We start from the raw sequence: 17,251 nt of genomic DNA, 5'->3' as shown, positions 1-17,251 counted from the left end.
CTCAGCCGTGGGCGGCCAGGTGGGCGGGGCGCTCGGCCCCGGCCGGCCAGTCCCGCAGTGCCGTCGGCGCGATCCGGGCGCCGGGGCCGGGCAGGAGCGCGCGGCGGTCGACCACGCCGCCGAAGTAGGTCGCGTCCGGGTCGCGGACGACGGCGTGGGACGCGCCCAGCCGGGACAGCGCCACGCGCACGAAGGTGTCGAGCTCGTACTGGTCGGGGCCTGCCAGGTCGAGGTCGGTCATGCCCGGTGGCGCGCTCACGAGCCGGACGAGCTCGGCGGCGACGTCCGACCCCGCGACCGGCTGCACCAGCAGCGGGGCGATCAGGGCGGGCCCGCCCTCCGGTGCCGTCGAGGCGCGGGCGATGGCCGGGGCGAACTCGAAGAACTGGGTCGCGTGCAGGATGGTGCAGTGCGCGTAGCCGCCGCGGACGGCGTCCTCCAGCCGCACCTTGGCCGCGTAGAACGGGACGTCGGGCGCCCGGTCCGATCCGACGATGGACAGCATGACGTGGTGCCGCACGCCCGCCTCGCCCTCGTACCGCGTGACGTTCTCCCCGGCCCGGTCGAAGAACTCGCCGATGCGGGCGGGGTCGAGCGAGCCGGGCTTGGCGGTGTCGACCACCACCTGGGCGCCGTCCAGCGCCGCGCTCAGGCCCTGCCCCGTGACCAGGTCGACGCCGCTGGCGCGCGACACGACCCGCACGTCGTCGCCCCGCGCCCGCAGGAGCCGGACCACCTGGGTGCCGATGGTGCCGGTGCCGCCCAGCACGACGATCGTCGTCATCATCGACTCCCTCCGGCCGTCCCGAGAAATCCATCGTGTACCGGGAGTCGGCAATCGGCTTGTCGGTTGGCTCTAGAGTCGTGCCGTGTCCGACGCACGCACCCCGCCGAGCGCCATCCCGCCCGCCTGGCGGCCGACCGGCCTGACCTGGGCCGACGGCGGTGCGGCGCTGGAGTGGCTCTCCCCCGGCGGCGCGACGCGGCGCAGCGCGCTGGACGTCGGGGCGCGGCTCGGGCTGCGGGTCGGCGCCGACCGGCGGTGCCTCGGGCTGTGGTGGGACGGACGCCGCGTGCCGTGCGTCGCGGGGGCGCGGATCGACGCCGCGGCGAAGTCGGGCCAGTGCGAGTCGTGCGCCGCGATCGCCCGCACCCGGTCCGTCGCGACCGACACCGCGCTGGACGACCCACGGGACTTCCGCGTCTACCTCGCCCACCACGGGAGCGTGATCAAGGCGGGCATCACCGCCTCGACCCGCGGGCCGGCCCGCCTCCTGGAGCAGGGCGCGCTGTCGTCGCTGTTCCTCTCGGCGGGCACGCTCGTCTCGGCCCGGCGGTGCGAGGCCCTGCTCACCGCGGCGCTCGGCCTGCCGCAGCAGGTGCACACCGCCCGCAAGCGGGCGGCGCGGTGGGCGCCGGGGACGACTACGTCGCGCGCGGCCGAGCTGGCCGCCGTCGTCCGGCGGGCGGCCGGACTGGACTGGCCGCCCGGGCAGACGTGGGCGCCGACGTCGGCGCTGGACCATACCTCTACCTACGGGCTGCCCGAGGGAGGCCTCGCGCCCGCACGGCAGCTCGACCCGCTGCGGCCGGGGACGACGGTGACGGGCGAGGTGGTCTGCCGGATCGGGCGGGACGTGTACCTGAGCGCGCCGGGTGTCGCGGCGCCGGGGCTCGTGACAGCGGGGCTCGCGACGGCGGGCGGTCTGCTGCTGGTCGACACCGGCCTGCTGGAGGGCTGGGACCTGACCCACGCCGATCCGGCGGTGCCGGGGACGGCGAGCGCCTCCGCCGTCAGCGCGCCGAGCGGTTCGGGTCCGGGGCCGGAGCAGGACGCGCTCTTCTGACGCGCGATCCGGCGCCGGTCAGAGACGGAGCAGATCCCGGGCCAGGCCCTCGCGCAGCCCCGCGGGCGGGTCGGCATAGCCCTCCTCGTACAGGGCCTCGGGGAATCCGCCGGCCGCGAAGGCGGTGTTGAGGTCGTCGACGAACCAGAGCGTCGGGCCGACCAGCCCGTCCACGCCGACCCCCGGGAGCTGGATCCCGTACGGCCCGTCGCCGCTGATGTTGGCCTTGTGCAGGGCATCCGGGGCGAAGTCGAGCTGGAACGGCTGGGCGTCGTCGTCCGCGTCGGCGTCGTCCTGCCAGTTCTGCCACTCGTCCGCGTAGTACTCGCGGGAACCGCCGCCGTAGAAGCTGTGCTCGAACTCGACCACGAGCGGGTCGGCGAGCACGCTCGCCGGCCACCGCGGGTGCTCGCCGACGAGCCAGACGTCCCCGACCCCGCGGATCCACGCCGACACCGTCATCGGGAACGGCGCGAACGTCTCCTCCAGCCAGTCGGCGAGGTCGGCGGCACCGTGCGAGGGCGGGAAGTGTGCCGGACGAGGCGTGGCCTCGTCGTCGTTCTCGGCGGCGACGAACCCGTCGGCCTGGAGCCGGTCGACGATCGTCTCCACGTTCCGGCGCGCCCGCGCCGCCATCTCGCGGGCCACGGCCTGGGCGTCCTCTCGGTGCGGCTCGTCGAACGCCGTCAGGCCCAGGGCGCGCAGGTCGCGCCACACGTCGTCGTGCTCCCCGACCTGGTACCGGGCGAAGTAACTGGTCACGGGGAGAATCCTGGCAGAACCCGCGTTACGCCTGCGCCCGGTCCGCCGACCGCCGCCGCATCTTGATGTAGTTGCCACAGCCCGCCATGGAGCACCAGCGCCGCGCGTGGTTGCGGGAGGCGTCGTAGAACGCCCACCGGCAGGTGTCGCGCGCGCAGACCTTGAGCCGTTCCCATTCGCCGGCGGCCTCGCTGCGGCGGACGGCGTCGAGCACGCCGGCGATCCCCCGCTCGAACGCGCTGCCCGGGGAGGTGAGCAGCAGCCCGCCGTCGGCGTCGAACGAGACGCGCAGCGGGAGGCGCGCGAGCTCGGCGTCGAGCGCGCGACGGGCCGCGCCGTCGTCGTCCGCCTCGTGCCCGGCGTGGCCGAGCAGCACCGCGCGCAGCCCCTCGCGGATCCGGTGCGCGGCGGCGACGTCGTCCGCCGTCATGCGGGCGCTCGCCGGGACGAGACCGCGCACGGCGAACCAGTCGCGCAGGGCGGTCGCGCTGTCGAGGCTCTCGGCGTCCTCCTGCGGCTCGTAGCTGTTCACGAAGTCGCGCACGAGCCCGGGCGACGCCGGCGCCCACGTGTCGAAGCCGTTCTCCTCGAGCTGCATGACACCAGCGTAATGGCTTGACCGGTGTCGGTGCCGTAGGCAACCATGACACCGGCAAACCGCTGACGGTGGTGTACAACGATGTGCAGGGGGCACGATGACGAACGCGGCGACGATGCGGCGCACAGGACTGCTGATCGTGGCGCTCGGGCTGCTCACGACGCTCGGGCCGCTCTCGATCGACCTCTACCTCCCCGCGTTCCCCGTTCTCCAGCGCCAGTTCGGCGCGGACGACGGCGCCGTGCAGCTCACGCTCGCCGGCATGACCGTGGGCCTCGCGCTCGGCAACCTGGTCACGGGTGCGTGGAGCGACCGGGTCGGACGACGCCGGCCGCTCCTGCTCGCCTCCGCCCTGCACGTGGTGGTCACGCTGTTGTGCGCCGCGGCGCCGTCGTTGGAGGCTCTCGCCGCGCTGCGCGTCGCCCAGGGTGTCGCGGCCGCGGGCAGCTCGGTGCTCGTCCTCGCGATCGCGCGGGACGTCAGCGACGGCCCCGGGCTCGTGCGCCTGGTCTCGCGCATCACCCTGATCACGACGACGGTGCCGCTGCTCGCGCCGGTCGCGGGCGCGGCGCTGCTGCCGCTGGTGGGCTGGCGCGGGATCTTCGGGGTGCTCGGGGTGTTCTCGGCGGTGGTGCTCGTGGTGACGACGGTGGTGGTGCCGGAGACGCATGCGGTGGGTCGGGGTGTTCGGGCGGACGGTGACGGCTCGGCGGAGCGGAACGGCTTGGCCGGTCGGGGCGACTCGGTTGGTCGGAACGGCTCGGCGATGCAGGGCGGCTCCGCCGACCGGAGCGGCTCGGCCGACCGCGGCACCCGCGCCCGACTCCGCGCCGTGCTCCGCGACCCCGGCTTCCGCACCGCGACGCTGCTCGGCGCGATGACCTACGCCGGCGTCTACGCCTACGTCGCCGCGTCGCCGATCCTGCTCCAGGACGTGCACGGACTGACCGCCGGCCAGTTCGCGGCCGTGTTCCTGGCCAACTCGCTCGGCCTCGTGGTCGGGGTGCAGGTCAGCGCGTCGCTGCAGCGGCGCCGTCCGAACGCGCCCGTGCTGATCGGCTTCGCGGCGCTGACCGCCGTCGCGGCGCTCGCGATCGTCCCCCTGGAGCGCGCCGGGGCCGGACTGCCGGGCTTGCTCCCCTGTCTGTGGGTGTTCGTCGCCGGCTGCGGCGGCTGTTTCGCGGGCGCCGCGGCCCGCGCGCTGCGCGACCAGTCCGCGCAGGCCGGCACCGCGACCTCCCTCTACGGCTTCGGCACCTTCGCCGCGGCGGGGCTCATCGCCCCGGTCGCGGGCCTGATCGGCCTGCACGACGCCGCCCCGATCGCCGGCGTGCTGACCGCGACGGCGCTCGTCGGGACGACGTCGGCGGTGCTGCTGCGCCGTCAGGACCGGAGGGCGGTCCTGCCGCGGAGCAGAGCCTGAGTCCCGCCCCACCCTGGATATCGGCCCGCCCAGGGCCGCCGCCCGAACCCGTCTGGAGGCCCGCACCGTGTTCGACCTGCCCGAGCTTCGCCGTCACATCCCCCTCGCGGTCGCCCTCGGCGTGGACTCGATCGGCACCGGCATCAGCGGCCCGCTGCTCCTGCTCTTCCTGACCCGCGTCGCCGACATCCCCCTCCAGCAGGCGGGGCTCACCCTCTCGGCGACCTTCGCGGTCGCGCTCGTCGTGCCCGCGCTGGTCGGCCAGATCGTGCCCCGGCTGGGCGGCCGCAACATCCTGATCGCCGCGCAGGTGCTCCAGGCCGCAGGGCTCGGCGGGCTGCTGATCGCCCGCGACCTGCCGGCCGTCGCCGCCTGCACCCTCGTGGCCGCGATCGGGCAGCGGGCGTTCTGGTCGTCGGTCTTCGCCGTCATCGCGGACGCCTCGGACTCCGGCCCCACCGAGGACAAGGACCGCTGGTTCGCGTTCACCAACATGGTGCAGGCCACGGGCTACGCGCTCGGCGCGCTGACGGCGGGCGCCCTGCTGCTCATCCCGGGCGACCTGCCGTACCTGCTGGCGATCGGCACCAACGCGGTCTGCTTCGTGGTGTCCGCGGTGCTGCTCCTGGGCGACCGCTCAGCCCGGCACACCCATGCCGCGGACGCCGCCGCCCCGGTCCGCGCCCACCGCATCCCGACGCTGCCGTACCTCGGCCTCATCGGCGTGGCCTCGCTGTTCGCGTTCTGCAGCACGATCCTGGGCTCGGGCCTCGGCGTGTACGTGGTCGACGGGCTGGCGGCGTCGGCGGCCGTCGTCGGACCGCTGCTCGCGATCAACACGATCCTCAACGCGCTGGGCCAGGCCTTCGCGGTCCGGCTCACGCGCCGCCGGTCGCGCGTGACGGTGATGGTGATCGCGGGGATCATCTGGTCCGTGTGGGGCATGTGCACGGCGGCGCTCGGCCTCGCGCCCGCGAGCCTGATCGTCCCCGGCCTGGCGCTGTCGGTGCTGGTCTACTCGGTCGCCGAACTGCTGCACGGCCCGCGCTCGATCGCCTATGCCGCCGACGCCGCGCCGCCCGGCCAGCGCAGCACCTACCTGTCGTGGTTCCAGTACAGCTTCGCGCTCGCCAACATCGCGGCCCCGGGCGTCTTCGCCACCACCTTCGGAGTGGACCCCGGACTGCCGTGGATCGTCACGTCGGTCGTGGCGCTGGTCGCGTGCGTGGGGCTGGTGCTGGTCGCGCGGGTGCTGCCGCGGGAGGCGGCGCGGCCGTGACGGGACCGGTATTTCGTTCGTGCGTCCCTTCTGGCCGCTGACATCATGACGGCGTGCTTGCCACCTCTGAGATCACGGACCGCCTGGCCGACGGGCTGGCCGCCGTCCATTCTCGCGGTGCCATATCGACGACAGCGCTGGAGGACTGGCTGTCGTCGATCTCAGCGCGTGAGCTCCTCCAGGTCGATCAGGCAGCGCGAAGCTGGCGGTACGGGAACACCCTCGGGCCGTCATCGACGTGGAACCCCGGCGCACTCCGTCGATCCGGGCCTGTCGGCGCGGCGCTGGCGAGCATGCACGGCGACGGCCACGTGCGCGAGGCCGCGGTCCACCTTCTGTCGGGGTCGGACGCCGTACTGGCCGACCGGATGCTCGCCGTCCGCCTGAGCGACCACGTGCGACCCGTGCGAGAGGCTGCCGTCAAGGCGCTGCTCGGCAGGACGTCGCTCGCACAGGCGGACCACATCATGCCCGTGCTGCAGCTCATCGAGGGACGGGTACGCGGCGCCGAGGTTCTGCCCCTCTACCTGCACGCGCTGTCCGCTGTGCACGGGGAGGCTGCGCTGTGGTCGCGGCTACGCCTGTCGACCAGCCGGGAGGTGCGCCGCGCCGCGTTCCAGCACAGCCTCACCAATGGGCTGCTGGCGACCAACGACGCCGCCGCCGCGCTGCTTCACGAGCCCGACCGCCTGGTGCAGAGCCTTCTCGCTCGCCTCATCGCCGACACCGCGGCACCCGACGTCATCGCAAGCGCCCTCCTGCACGACCGGTCTCCCCACAGCCGTGTCCTGGGGCTTGTCCGGTTGTCTGCCGACCTGCTCGACCCGGCCGACCTCGAACGCCTGCTGGTCGACCCGGAGAGCTGGTGCGCATGTGGGCGCGGCAACGGTGGGAGGAGCAGGGTAGGGATACGCGCGCGGCTTACCAGTCAGCCACAAAGGCGCCCGGACCAGCCAGAGTGCGCGCCCGCGCGTATCGCGGCCTGGTCGAGGCCGGGGGAAGCGTCGACCACGCGATCGCGCTCGACCTGGTCCGCAGCGCCGAGCCGCCGCTGCAGAAGGCCGGCCTGCGCCTGATCACGGATGACACGCGGGCAAGCGACGTGACCTTGCTGCTCCGGACCCTGCGCACCGGCACTGCGCGCGTCGCGAGACTCGCGTCGGAGGCGCTCCTTGAGGTGCCCTCCGCCTGGTCCGACGACGACCTGTGGGCGCTGACGACTTCGGCCGCACCCGAGCTCCGACGCCGGGCGTGGTGGCTCAAGCGCGGCCGCAGCGGCTGGGACGAGACGATCGCCGACCTTGAGATCATGCTCGACGACGACCCGGACCTCGCCGCGCTCGGCCGCAACATGACCATTCCTCAGTTCGCGCTTCCCACCGAGTCACAGCGAAGCAGGCTCCTCGATCTGCTTCCCCAGGTCTGGCCATCGAACTGGCGCAGCAGCCGTGTCGCCTTCGTCGCGGGCCTGAGGGAGGACGCGTGACGTCGTCCTGGTGGGGTGGCCCGGTACGGTGCTCACCGTGAGCCTGCTCCTGGACCCCGACCACGACGTCGCGACCTACACCTGTGACTGCGGAAGCCTGCACGAGCGGGTCACGGACTTCGTCAACCACGAGGTGGCCGGGGCCTTCGCGATCTTCTACGCCGACTGAGTGCACCACGGCGGGGAGCACGAGGCGTACATCGACGTGATCCTCGACGACCAGTTCGACCCCGACAGCCCGACCACGGTGGTCGGTGACCGCGTCACCTTCAGCTGCCGGTACGGCTTCATCGAGGGCCACGGCTACGCGTGCTCTGTCGCGACTCCTCCCGGTGACTGCTCGAACGCCCTCCGGGGAGCTCAGCTCTCCCGTGAGGAGGCGCTGCAGCACGAGTGGCTTCCGCGGTTCTGGGACGTCGTCGACCTGATCATCGAGAAGGACCCGACCGTGCGGAAGCACTTCGGTCTCGACCCGCAGTGAGGCCCGGCGCCCGCGACGCTCGTCCGGGCAGCCGGGCACCTGACGTCGGATCTCAGCCTGGGCGGAAGGACAGCAGGTCGGCCCGCATCCGCTCGGTCTGGGGCTGCGGTCCGTAGACCCGGTCGCGAGCGTCCAGCGCCTGCAGTACCCAGCCGCGGCCGACGTCGTCGATCTGGCCGGTCAGGCGCAGCAACGCGAATCCCGCGCCGATGGTGAAGTCGACCATGTCTACGTCGTCGTCGTGGAGGCCCGCCACGACGGCAGCCTCGTCCTCGAACCACTCGGGGTCGATCTGCGCCAGGGTGGTGCTGCCGTCCAGCTCGTCGATCCGCTTTGCCGCCTCGACGACCGTGTCCCACCCCTCGTTGTTGCCGAACGGAGCGAAGTCGTCGCCCTGGTCGTCGTAGATCGGGTCGCGAAAGTGCGCGGCGAAGGCGGGGTGCTTCGGTCCGAGGTCCTCGTCGTCAGGGTCGGCCTCATCACCAGGCTCCGCCGCGTCGTCGTCCAGCCAGTCTGCCGGGTAGCGCTTCCGGAACGCCTCGGCGTTCTGCGAGGTTCGCGCGCTGATCAGGATGGTGCTCTCATCGGCCAGCACGACGACGTCGTCGACCAGCCGCCACAGTGCCCCGGTCTGGGCACTGGCCTGTCCCGTGGGAAACGGCACGATCTCCAGCACCTCACCGCGAGCCGTGATGTCGGCTAGTCCGTCCGGATCGGCGAGCTCGGTCGCCAGGTCACCGGTCTCAGGGCGCATGCATGACTCGTAGATCAACCACTGGATCACCACGGCCGAGAGCGTGTCGGACCACGGCTCCCAACGCCGCTGGGACGTGTCCGCGACCTCGGCAAGCACGACGACGGGCGGGTCGTCCTGATCCAGGTGATCCAGGAGGATCCCCCACCGGCACACACCCTGATTCTCATGCCGGACGATCAGCGCGCCCTCGTCGACGTACATCTGGCGCTGGTCGACGGACAGCAGGATGTCCTGGTTGCTGAACAGGTCGTGACGTTGTCCGGCAAGCCCGTAGAACTCCCGCACCGCTGGCGGCAGCCGCACACCGAGTTCGGCCTCGAACGCCTCGATCCGCTCCATGGGCACACCCGACGTCACGTGGAGCGGCTCCCTCAGCCAGTGCTCGGCGAACCGAGCCACGAATCGCCAGGCCGCAGACCGATCCAGCCTCCCTTGAGTGATCTCCGAAACGAGGTCAAAACGATCAGCGGTCATGGGCGCTCTCCAGGGTCTCGACGCCCGCCGAAGCCTCCAGTGCCCGCCGAAGATCGGCGACCGCAGCCTCCGCGTTGCCGAGCCACTCGCGGAACGACCGCTCGCTGGTTTCCTGCCAGAGCTGGAACACCTCCGAGTCAAGGCTGAGCACCCGGTCCGACTGGGCCAACAGCCAGGCGGCACGATCGTCGTCGAGCACGATGCGGGCCGCGTCAACGACGTCATCCTCCGGAAGCTCGCGCAACCCGCGCACTGCCAGCGCCACCTCGATGAGCGCCAGCACGGCGTCCCCGGCGCTGCTGTCGATGTAGTCGTCCTTCAGATCCTCGGCCAGCTCCGTGAACGAGAACTCGCCGGCCGCGAGGTCGCCCAGCGCGTCCATCGCACTGTCGTTGCCGAGGATCTCGGTGCTCCATGTACCCATGGCGAGGAAGGTACGCGGACCCACTGACACTCAGCCCGCCCGCATCAGCTCCCGCAGCCAGGCGATGCTGGCCTCGGCCTGCACCCGCTGGAACTGGCGCAGGTGCGGGATGCCGGGCGGCGGCTCCTGCAGCGACCCGTGCACGAAGTACGCGGCCAGCACCGCGACCTGGGTCACCACGGCCTCGGGGTCGGTTCCGGCCGGAAGCGGGGTCCGCTCCAGCACCTCCGAGGGCGCCGGTCCGCCCAGCGCGTGCATGGCCGGCAGCATCCCGACGACGTCGATGAACGCGGCGCCCCGTGCCGCGTGCGGCCAGTCGACCACCACCCCTCGCCGCTGTTCGTCCGGGCCGAGGATCAGCACGTTGTCCGCCCGGAAGTCGGCGTGCACCAGCCGGTCGCCGGCGAACGCCTCGGCCCGCCGCTCGGGGGCGGCGACCTGCGCGACCAGGTCCAGGTGCTCGACGAACCAGGGGTCGTAGGTCGCCAGCCCCTGCGGGCGCTCGTCGGCCAGGAGCTGTGCCTGCGGCCGGGCGTGGTCGGCGGAGTCGTGGAACACATCGCCGTCGGGCGCCGGATGCTCACCGATCTCGAGGGCGAGGCGGGCCAACAGGTCGACGTCGTCCAGGTCCCACGGCTCGGTGCGCACTGCGCGCCCGTCCACGGGCTCGAAGGCGAGGACGGCCCACTGCTCGTCGGCGGGCGCGTCCGGGCCGGCCGTGGCATCGGGCCCGACGGCGGTCTCCCCGCCGTCCGACCGAACGGCGTCGGCGACCCCATCGCCGTCCGACACGTCGAGCGACCACAGGAAAGCGGGCGAAGGCACGCCCACGGGCAGGCTGGCGGCCTTGGCCGCCTCCTTGCGGTGCAGCCGCAGCGCCTCGGTCTGGCCGGGCGCGGCGGTCTTGACGAAGACCGGGCCGTGCTCGGTGGTGAGCACGCTGGCCAGGCCGGGCGAGTATCCGCCGTCGTGCGAGACCCAGGAGGTGACCTTCGCGCCCAGGCGATCCTCGATCGCCGTCCGGATCGAGGCAGGCAGGTCGGGCCAGGTGGGGCGCACGCGGGTCATGCCAGTGCAGCCTGCCGGAACGTAGACCGGGGCACCATCTCAATTTCGCGGCGCCCTCGGTCCTCGCGGGACCCGGCCCCAGTGCGGGTCAGCCGCGGTCGGCGGGCCGCACCGCGACCGGGTAGCCGTTCTCCAGCTCGGCCACACCGCCCTCAGCGATCGCGTTCAGGGCCGCGGCGATCCGGCGCGCGACGAGCGGGCGCATCCGCTCGCGCGCCTCGTCGACGGTGCACCACGCCCAGGACAGCAGCTCGTCGCCGGCGAGCCGGATCACCGCGGTCTGCTGCTCGGTCAGCCGGCCGCCGTCGTACACGAGGACCAAAGCCTCGGTGCGCCCGTCGACCGCCGGAACGTGGTCGACGGCGACGAGGCGCCCAGGCTCGATGCCCAGGCCGAGCTCCTCGCGGACTTCGCGCGCGGCGGCGGCCCGGGGCGACTCGTCGTGTTCGACGGCGCCGCCCGGGGCCTCCCAGACCTGCTTGTACGTCGGCTCGCACAGGAGCACGCGGCCGGTGCGATCGGTGAACACCACGGTCGCCGCCAGCCGCTTGCGCGGGACGGCGTGTGTGTACTCCGCCGAGCCGATGTCCTGGGGTTGTTCGTCGGGAGCGGTCGCCATGGTGGCGAACGTAGACCGTCAGCGCACTACCCGAAGCCGACCTCAGAAGACGACGGCAGAGAACCAGTCGAACCCGACCTCACCGTTGCGCTGGATGAAGACGCTCGCGAAGCCCTCGTTCGTCGTCCTGACGCCGATCGGCACCGTGAGCGGGATGGAGCTCTGCCCCACGGTGAGCACGGCGGGGCTGTTCGTGCCCGAGATGCGCACCGTGCCCGCCGAGAAGACCTGGAGGGTCACGTTGACGGTGCGCGCCTGGTTCGGCGGGAACTTGAAGAGATAGACGATGTGGTACGGGTTGTGCGAGGAGAAGCTCGGCAGGCGGTGGTAGGCGGGCTCAGCCTCCGTGTTGATCAGGCAGTCCTGGACGTACATGCCGAGCACCCGTCCCGCCGAGAGCCTGCGGCGGGACTGGCGTGGGTTGAGCTGCCCGATCGGTGTGATGTCGAGGGCGGTGGCGTCCTCGTCCTCCTCTTCGACGAAGATCGCGGCCAGGTTCGTGCCGTCGCGTTCGGCCTCGTAGAGGACGTCGCGCACGGGACGACCCTCCCCCAGGTCGACCAGTCCGGCCGTGGTGAGCTGGTCGAGCACATCGTCGTCGGCGCGGGCCGAGGTGATATCTCTCAGCCGGGTGAGCGGGTCGGTCTCCGTGTGGGTCTCATCGGACATGATCGCTCCTCGTCGAGCGTCGCCCGCGGCTCTCTTTTGTTGCCGCGAAATCCTGACATCTCGATCGTAAGAGCGGTACGGCGCGGGTTTCTCGGCGAGGCGGGTGTGTTCACCCCTTCCGAGCGCCGGACACCACGCTTCTACGACGACGGCTGCAGCAGAGCCCTCAGACGATCGCCGATCGGCCCCTCGCGCCAGTTCTTGTCGTAGAAGCTGACCTGGATCCGCTGCAGGGCCGGGTGCCCGGCGGCGGCCTTGGGGACGCGAGTCGGCTTGCCCGCCGCGTCGACGAAGGTGACGACGGGGTTGGCGAGCACGAGTTCGTCAGCGAGAAGGCCCTGGTGACGCTTGCGATCGATCCCCACCACCTCGGACCAGGGTGCCTCGATCCTGTAAGCGTCGCGCTGGACCGTCACGCCGGACTCCGAGACGGTGAGCGTCCTATTACGTACCCGCCGGTACATCCGGATCGCCAGCACCATGGACACGGCGATGTAGACGACGGCCAGCGCGACGAGGACCGGCTGCTGCGTCGTGATCAGCACCAGCGAGATTGCGGCCGTGAGAATCGGGATCGGCAGAACAAGGAGAACGGCGAGGTCCTGTCGGATCCGGTAGACGGTCACGGCTCGGAGCGTAGTGGACGATTTCCGCTCTTGGCGCCGCGGATTCCTCATCGCCCGATCGTCAGGGAGCCTTGCTCACCCCTTCCGATCGCCGGACAGGCCGGCGTCGTCGACGGCGCGTTCGAGGGCGGCGACGGACTGGTCGAGGATGTCGCGCAGCAAGCGGGCCTTGTGCAGGGCGTTGCGTGCCTCGGCCGGGGTGTCGGCGTCGAGGTCGAGCGTGACGACGCGGCCGCAGTCAGCGATGGTCAGGCGTGCGCTGACGCGCTTGGCCTGGTCGTCGTCGGTGTATCCCGGTTCGGTGGTGATGTCGGCCAGCGCGTACGCGCCGGCGTGGTGGCCGCGGCGGTTCAGGAAGGTGCGGCGGTAGAAGCGTCGGAACGCCATGGATACCTCGTCTCAGGACAACTCCCGCCTGAGGGGGCGGGGTTGGTACCCGCTCGCGCTGCTCACCATGGGTGAACTGTAGGTCGGAGGCGTCGGAGTCCGCACGAGAATTCGAGCGCTCCTGGCGACCACGCGCGGGCCGTGCAGGTCGGACCCACCGATAACCCCTGTGCCTGCCCCGGCACAATGAGCCTCGTGATCCACGCGAAAGCAGCACCCGCCACGAAACGGCCTCACCGATGACTGGCCCCCGACTGCTCACCAGCCTGGAGGGCGCGTCGTGGCTTCCGCCGGGTGGACGAGCCGAGGTGGTGCTCGCCTCTCCCGATGACCCCGCGCCCACCCCGGTGGGTCTGGTCCGGCTCCTGATCGACGACGAGAGCGGGCGCCTGTTCTGCGTGCCTCGGACCGGCGGCCGACCTGGCGTGGATCTCCCGACGATCACAGTGACCGACGGCGACACGGCCACCGCGCTGAACCGTCTGACACGTGCGGTGTTCGGGCAGGCGTGCGCGACGACGCTCATGGGCTTCGTTCGAAACACCGTGCCGGAGGGCGTCGAGTACGAGTGGCCGAGCCCGGTTGCGCACTTCACGGTTCACCGTCCCGCTTCGTCGGGCGCGCTTCCCGCACTGGACGGAGTCTGGCTCCACCCCGTGTCGGACGCCGACCAGCTGTCCGAGCGACACTGGTGGCCGTTGGTCGCCGTCGACCACGACGCCGCCACCGCGATGTGCGATGACCTGCTGATCGCTTGGGGGCTCTGGCTGGACGACGTCGACCGTGATCGCGATCGCATCGTCGGCTCGGCCACCGACGCGCTGGTCCTCGGACTGGATTCGCCGGGGCTGCGCGAGCTGGCCGGGCTCGAAATCGGGGTGGACTGGGGCGACATCGACAACCTCGTCCTGCAGGCCGCCGTCGAACTCCACCTGCCCAGGCCGACCAATGAACTCGCTCTGCGCGCGGAACTTGAACGCCATGCCCGCCAGGTCCTGCGGGGTGAGGAAGCCCCCGGAGCCTTGACCGCGTGGGCCCATCGACGTGTCGGGCACGAGGGACCCCGAGGGCTGCTCGCCCTCGTCCGGCTCGACGACGAGTACGCGATGCTCGAGGAGGTGCCGGGCTACTGGGAGATCCCCGACCGGCCGGAACAAGTGAGTGCCCTCGACGAGGTCGTGCGCTCCGCGGCGGCCGCGATCGTCGCCGGCGAGACCGACCTGAGCCGCTTCATGCCAGACCGTTGGCGGGATATCCCGCGTCCTGGGGCCTCGGCCGATGCGTGAGCCCGGACAGTACCGGGACGGTGCTCTGGCCCCGGCAACCACCGTCCCCGAGATGCGGGAGCTCGCGGCGTGCCCATGCCCCTTCGTGTGGCTCGCGCTCGTGACCAGGCCCGACATCCCGGCAGACGTGCTCGCGATGCTCGTCCACAAGACGAACTCCGACTGGAACGACAACGCGCTGCTGGCGCGGATCGCGCGGAACGGCGGCGCGGACAGGGCCGTCCTCTTGAGCGTCTTGGGGCGTGTCCAGAGCCTGCTCGCCGCGGGCTCACGCCCGTATGCCGCGAGCCTCGCACTGGCGAGCCGGAGTGAGCTCACGGTCGACGAGGTGTCGTGGATGCTGACGTCTCCCGGCGCCTCGCGACGCTTTCGTGTGGGGCTACGGGCGCGGCTTGCGGAGCGTGCCGAGTCGACGAACGAGCGCCCGAAACGCACCGCGCCGCTCAGTGCCGACGAGGACACGGCGCCGCCGCTCCCGGTCTCGTAGGACCGCCGCCTGGTCGCCGTAGGTGGTGCTTCCGATGGCGGTCCACCACCTCTGCTGGTTCTCTCCAGTCATGACACTCGTCGTGGTGGGCGCGATCCTGTTCCTGGCGGGCACGGCGGGTGCCTTCATCGCTGCCCGACGGCGGGACGGCGTTCCGCCAGCCGGCTGGTACCCGGACCCGAGCACCCGCGCGGCCCGGCAGCGATTCTGGGACAGCCGCGCCTGGACCGGCGAGGTGGCCGACAGCGGCCCCGCTGCCGCACGCGGTCGGCACTTCCACGGACGGTTCTGGGGCCCGTGGGTCTGGTATCTCGTGGCGGCCGTCGTCGTCCTGATGGCCGGGTCGGTCGGGTACCAGTCGTCGGGGAACATCCACGTCATGGGCGTGGCCAGCCTGCTCGGCATGGCCGGCGTCTGCTGGGCCTTCTACCGGTTCGTGAACCGCCAGCTCGCGCTGGACGACGTCGTCGGCCCGGTCACGGTCCTGGCAGTGGCCGTGGGCACGAGCGGCGCCGTGCTGTTGGTCGCCGCGAACATCAACTCCTGGATCATCAACGGTGCCGGGATCGCGACGGCGACCACGTGGGTCGGCGTCGTCGAGGAGGGAACCAAGCTCCTGGTGCCGCTGCTGCTGTTCGTGGTGGGCCGTTACCGCGACCCGCGCGCCGGCATCGCGGTGGGCCTGGCCTCGGGCTTCGGGTTCGCGATCACGGAGACCACTCAGTACGCGTATCAGACGGCGACGGCGTCGGGGCCGAACTTCTGCGGTACGGGTGTTCTGGATGCCACGCCCGCCGCGGTCGTACAGGAGCAGATCTTCCGGGTATTCACCGTCTCGCCGCTGCACTGGCTGTGGACCGGCATCGCCGCGGCGATCGCCTGGCGGCTGTGGCACCTGTACGGGTGGCGCGGTACGTGGGGCGCGCTGGGCGGGATCGCGCTGGTGATGGTGGTGCACTCGCTCAACGACAGCTCGGCGACGGCGTTCTGCGATGAGCCGGCCGCGAGTAGTGGTGCGGCGGTGCTGCGGTGGGTGCTGGTGGTGGTGATGTACGTCGTGTTCCGGGCGTGGGCGCGAAAGTCGGTGCCTCCGCAGCTGGTGGGGGTGGTTAGTCGGGGGTGGGTGCCTCGGCGGCTGCCTACGAATCGCGGTCTGTAGCGGCGTTCTTCGCCTCAGCGCATCAGGTACCGCGGGACGTGCGCCTGGATGTGAGCTCGGATAGCTGCCTGGTCCTCAAGGGGCACTGCCCGCTTGGGCAGCCAGTAGACGAGTGAGGCCAGTCCGTTCGGCACATAGACGTAGTACGCCTCGTTCGTCTCCAGGGCACGCGTGGCCACGTTCCACGTGAAGGATTGGCAGCCACTCGGCCCCTCGTGACGGAAGCCCTCGCTGTCCAGCGTCGCGTGCACAGGTTCGCGGTTCTGTGACTTGCGCCAGGCGGACCGGCCGCCGAAGCGCGCGTACCCGAAGGCGAACAGTGTGGCCACGACGGCAGCCACGGTGAGGGGCAGGAGCGTTTCCGGGTCGATGGCAGGTTGGCCGTCGTCATGGACGAGGAAAAAGCTCATCAGGACGGCAACTGAGAGCATGCCAAGTGCCACCCAGGCGAGCGCCTTCAGGAGCCGCAGCTGGGGCGCGCTCCGGAGGAGATCGACGTAATCCGACTGTGCGGGCACGAAGTCGTACGTCTCCGCGAAGGTGGTGATGGCCGTGTTCGGCCGCTGGTCGTCTAGGGTCACGCGGCGCAGCGTAACCATGGAGGACTGGCCGTTTGGTTGGTGTGCGGGGTGAATGTTCGGGTGAGGTGCGTCTCGCCGGCCGCAGGACCGGGCACTGCCACACTGTCCACGACGCGCGTGCCAGCATTAGGGGCTCCGAGGGCCCCACTCGACCAGGGTCGCGTCGATGGCTGTCGCGTGCACGACCAGAAGTTGATCATGTGGTTCTGGCGGGCAGGATCGTTGGAATCCTGCGGTTTCCAGGTTAGTCGAGGCGGGGCGTGCCTGCTGCGTGCCACTCCGAAATCAGATGCTGGCATCGTCCCGAGAAGCAACGTCGTTGCGAAGCTCCAGCCCGGGCTCCAAGGTTCCCCGCATGTGAAGTCAGGCGACCCAGGGGCCGAACTTCGCCTGCATAGGGTCCATCCTGCCGAACGGCGGCTGGTATGCCTTCTGCACCATCGAGTGCCGGCCCTTGGCTGTGCCACAGATCGCTGCGGCCATCTTGACGTTCACCTCGGCCCGTAACGGGAGCCCGAGGTCTTTGCGGTCCGCGTATTGAACGCAGTGCTCGCAACTGCACTCCACAATCAGGGTCGGAACGTCGGTACGCGACTCTGCAGTCACTGAGCCCGTCCTCTCACCAACTTGAGGCGTGGTCACATCCTACGCGAGTGGCAACCTGGCGGGTGGACCACCAGGGCCAAGAGCGTCCCCCGCACAGTTGAGGTCCACCATCAAGCGCGACGCGCGAACTGGCCGCACGCCGGTTCCCGCCCGTCAGCCACTGCCGGGACCTGGCTCACTGAGTCGTTCGAACAAGCGGGACGCACTCGCAACGTGCCACTCCCCAAACCCT

General features: G+C 71.4%; 21 protein-coding genes. 10 read left to right on the top strand and 11 right to left on the bottom strand.

Features of this window, described 5'->3' with window-relative positions:
• Position 1: 1 nt before the first annotated feature.
• Positions 2-784: an SDR family oxidoreductase gene (locus tag ACH45N_RS27605; protein WP_397399441.1), complete on the bottom strand. Its 783-nt coding sequence runs from the start codon at positions 782-784 to the stop codon at positions 2-4.
• A gap of 85 nt (positions 785-869) precedes the next feature.
• Between ACH45N_RS27605 and ACH45N_RS27600 the strand changes: the two genes are divergently transcribed.
• Positions 870-1,847 (top strand): DUF2797 domain-containing protein, encoded by a 978-nt coding sequence (locus tag ACH45N_RS27600; RefSeq protein ID WP_397399439.1) that lies wholly within the window; start codon positions 870-872, stop codon positions 1,845-1,847.
• Between the two features lie 18 nt (positions 1,848-1,865).
• Here ACH45N_RS27600 and ACH45N_RS27595 read toward each other — a convergent pair whose 3' ends face one another.
• Positions 1,866-2,609, bottom strand: a complete 744-nt coding sequence (locus ACH45N_RS27595; RefSeq protein ID WP_397399438.1) for a hypothetical protein — start codon at positions 2,607-2,609, stop codon at positions 1,866-1,868.
• 25 nt (positions 2,610-2,634) lie between these two features.
• Positions 2,635-3,207, bottom strand: coding sequence for a CGNR zinc finger domain-containing protein (locus ACH45N_RS27590; RefSeq protein WP_397399436.1), 573 nt, complete (start codon positions 3,205-3,207; stop codon positions 2,635-2,637).
• Positions 3,208-3,304: 97 nt separating this feature from the next.
• Here ACH45N_RS27590 and ACH45N_RS27585 point away from each other — a divergent pair, with 97 nt between their 5' ends.
• The 6 genes from ACH45N_RS27585 (at position 3,305) to ACH45N_RS27560 (ending at position 7,876) form a co-directional block, all read left to right on the top strand.
• Entirely contained in the window at positions 3,305-4,630 is a 1,326-nt protein-coding gene (locus ACH45N_RS27585) for an MFS transporter (protein ID WP_397399434.1), read from the top strand.
• A gap of 67 nt (positions 4,631-4,697) precedes the next feature.
• Positions 4,698-5,909 (top strand): MFS transporter, encoded by a 1,212-nt coding sequence (locus ACH45N_RS27580; RefSeq protein ID WP_397399432.1) that lies wholly within the window; start codon positions 4,698-4,700, stop codon positions 5,907-5,909.
• A gap of 53 nt (positions 5,910-5,962) precedes the next feature.
• Positions 5,963-6,985, top strand: a complete 1,023-nt coding sequence (locus ACH45N_RS27575; RefSeq protein ID WP_397399430.1) for a hypothetical protein — start codon at positions 5,963-5,965, stop codon at positions 6,983-6,985.
• A gap of 26 nt (positions 6,986-7,011) precedes the next feature.
• Positions 7,012-7,395, top strand: coding sequence for a hypothetical protein (locus ACH45N_RS27570; RefSeq protein WP_397399428.1), 384 nt, complete (start codon positions 7,012-7,014; stop codon positions 7,393-7,395).
• Positions 7,396-7,432: 37 nt separating this feature from the next.
• Complete coding sequence (locus ACH45N_RS27565; protein ID WP_397399426.1) at positions 7,433-7,564, top strand: hypothetical protein; 132 nt, start codon at positions 7,433-7,435, stop codon at positions 7,562-7,564.
• Positions 7,565-7,876, top strand: coding sequence for a hypothetical protein (locus ACH45N_RS27560; RefSeq protein ID WP_397399423.1), 312 nt, complete (start codon positions 7,565-7,567; stop codon positions 7,874-7,876). It abuts the gene before it with no gap.
• A gap of 52 nt (positions 7,877-7,928) precedes the next feature.
• Here the strand turns inward: ACH45N_RS27560 and ACH45N_RS27555 are convergent, their stop codons facing one another.
• The 7 genes from ACH45N_RS27555 to ACH45N_RS27525 all read right to left on the bottom strand — a co-directional run bounded on the left by ACH45N_RS27555 (position 7,929) and on the right by ACH45N_RS27525 (position 12,900).
• Positions 7,929-8,972 (bottom strand): hypothetical protein, encoded by a 1,044-nt coding sequence (locus tag ACH45N_RS27555; protein WP_397399421.1) that lies wholly within the window; start codon positions 8,970-8,972, stop codon positions 7,929-7,931.
• Positions 8,973-9,096: 124 nt separating this feature from the next.
• Positions 9,097-9,531, bottom strand: coding sequence for a DUF4259 domain-containing protein (locus ACH45N_RS27550; protein WP_397399419.1), 435 nt, complete (start codon positions 9,529-9,531; stop codon positions 9,097-9,099).
• Positions 9,532-9,561: 30 nt separating this feature from the next.
• Positions 9,562-10,599, bottom strand: a complete 1,038-nt coding sequence (locus tag ACH45N_RS27545; RefSeq protein ID WP_397399417.1) for a hypothetical protein — start codon at positions 10,597-10,599, stop codon at positions 9,562-9,564.
• A gap of 88 nt (positions 10,600-10,687) precedes the next feature.
• Entirely contained in the window at positions 10,688-11,218 is a 531-nt protein-coding gene (locus ACH45N_RS27540) for an NUDIX domain-containing protein (RefSeq protein WP_397399415.1), read from the bottom strand.
• 42 nt (positions 11,219-11,260) lie between these two features.
• Complete coding sequence (locus ACH45N_RS27535) at positions 11,261-11,887, bottom strand: hypothetical protein (RefSeq protein ID WP_397399413.1); 627 nt, start codon at positions 11,885-11,887, stop codon at positions 11,261-11,263.
• Between the two features lie 140 nt (positions 11,888-12,027).
• A complete protein-coding gene (locus ACH45N_RS27530; protein WP_397399411.1) occupies positions 12,028-12,513 on the bottom strand; it encodes a hypothetical protein in 486 nt (161 codons plus the stop codon).
• A gap of 75 nt (positions 12,514-12,588) precedes the next feature.
• A complete protein-coding gene (locus tag ACH45N_RS27525) occupies positions 12,589-12,900 on the bottom strand; it encodes a hypothetical protein (protein ID WP_397399409.1) in 312 nt (103 codons plus the stop codon).
• 308 nt (positions 12,901-13,208) lie between these two features.
• Between ACH45N_RS27525 and ACH45N_RS27520 the strand changes: the two genes are divergently transcribed.
• From ACH45N_RS27520 to ACH45N_RS27510, 3 genes are all read left to right on the top strand, one after another.
• Positions 13,209-14,186, top strand: a complete 978-nt coding sequence (locus ACH45N_RS27520) for a hypothetical protein (RefSeq protein WP_397399407.1) — start codon at positions 13,209-13,211, stop codon at positions 14,184-14,186.
• Positions 14,187-14,238: 52 nt separating this feature from the next.
• Positions 14,239-14,673 (top strand): hypothetical protein, encoded by a 435-nt coding sequence (locus ACH45N_RS27515; protein WP_397399405.1) that lies wholly within the window; start codon positions 14,239-14,241, stop codon positions 14,671-14,673.
• Between the two features lie 70 nt (positions 14,674-14,743).
• On the top strand, positions 14,744-15,832 hold the full coding sequence (locus ACH45N_RS27510; RefSeq protein ID WP_397399403.1) for a PrsW family glutamic-type intramembrane protease: 1,089 nt from the start codon (positions 14,744-14,746) through the stop codon (positions 15,830-15,832).
• Positions 15,833-15,846: 14 nt separating this feature from the next.
• Here ACH45N_RS27510 and ACH45N_RS27505 read toward each other — a convergent pair whose 3' ends face one another.
• Positions 15,847-16,413: a YcxB family protein gene (locus tag ACH45N_RS27505; protein WP_397399401.1), complete on the bottom strand. Its 567-nt coding sequence runs from the start codon at positions 16,411-16,413 to the stop codon at positions 15,847-15,849.
• Positions 16,414-17,251 lie beyond the last annotated feature (838 nt).

The sequence above is a fragment of the Promicromonospora sp. NPDC019610 genome, from assembly GCF_044389365.1.
GTDB lineage: Bacteria > Actinomycetota > Actinomycetes > Actinomycetales > Cellulomonadaceae > Promicromonospora.
Note: the sequence above shows the minus strand (reverse complement) of the source record. Positions and strands in the feature narration are given on the sequence as shown.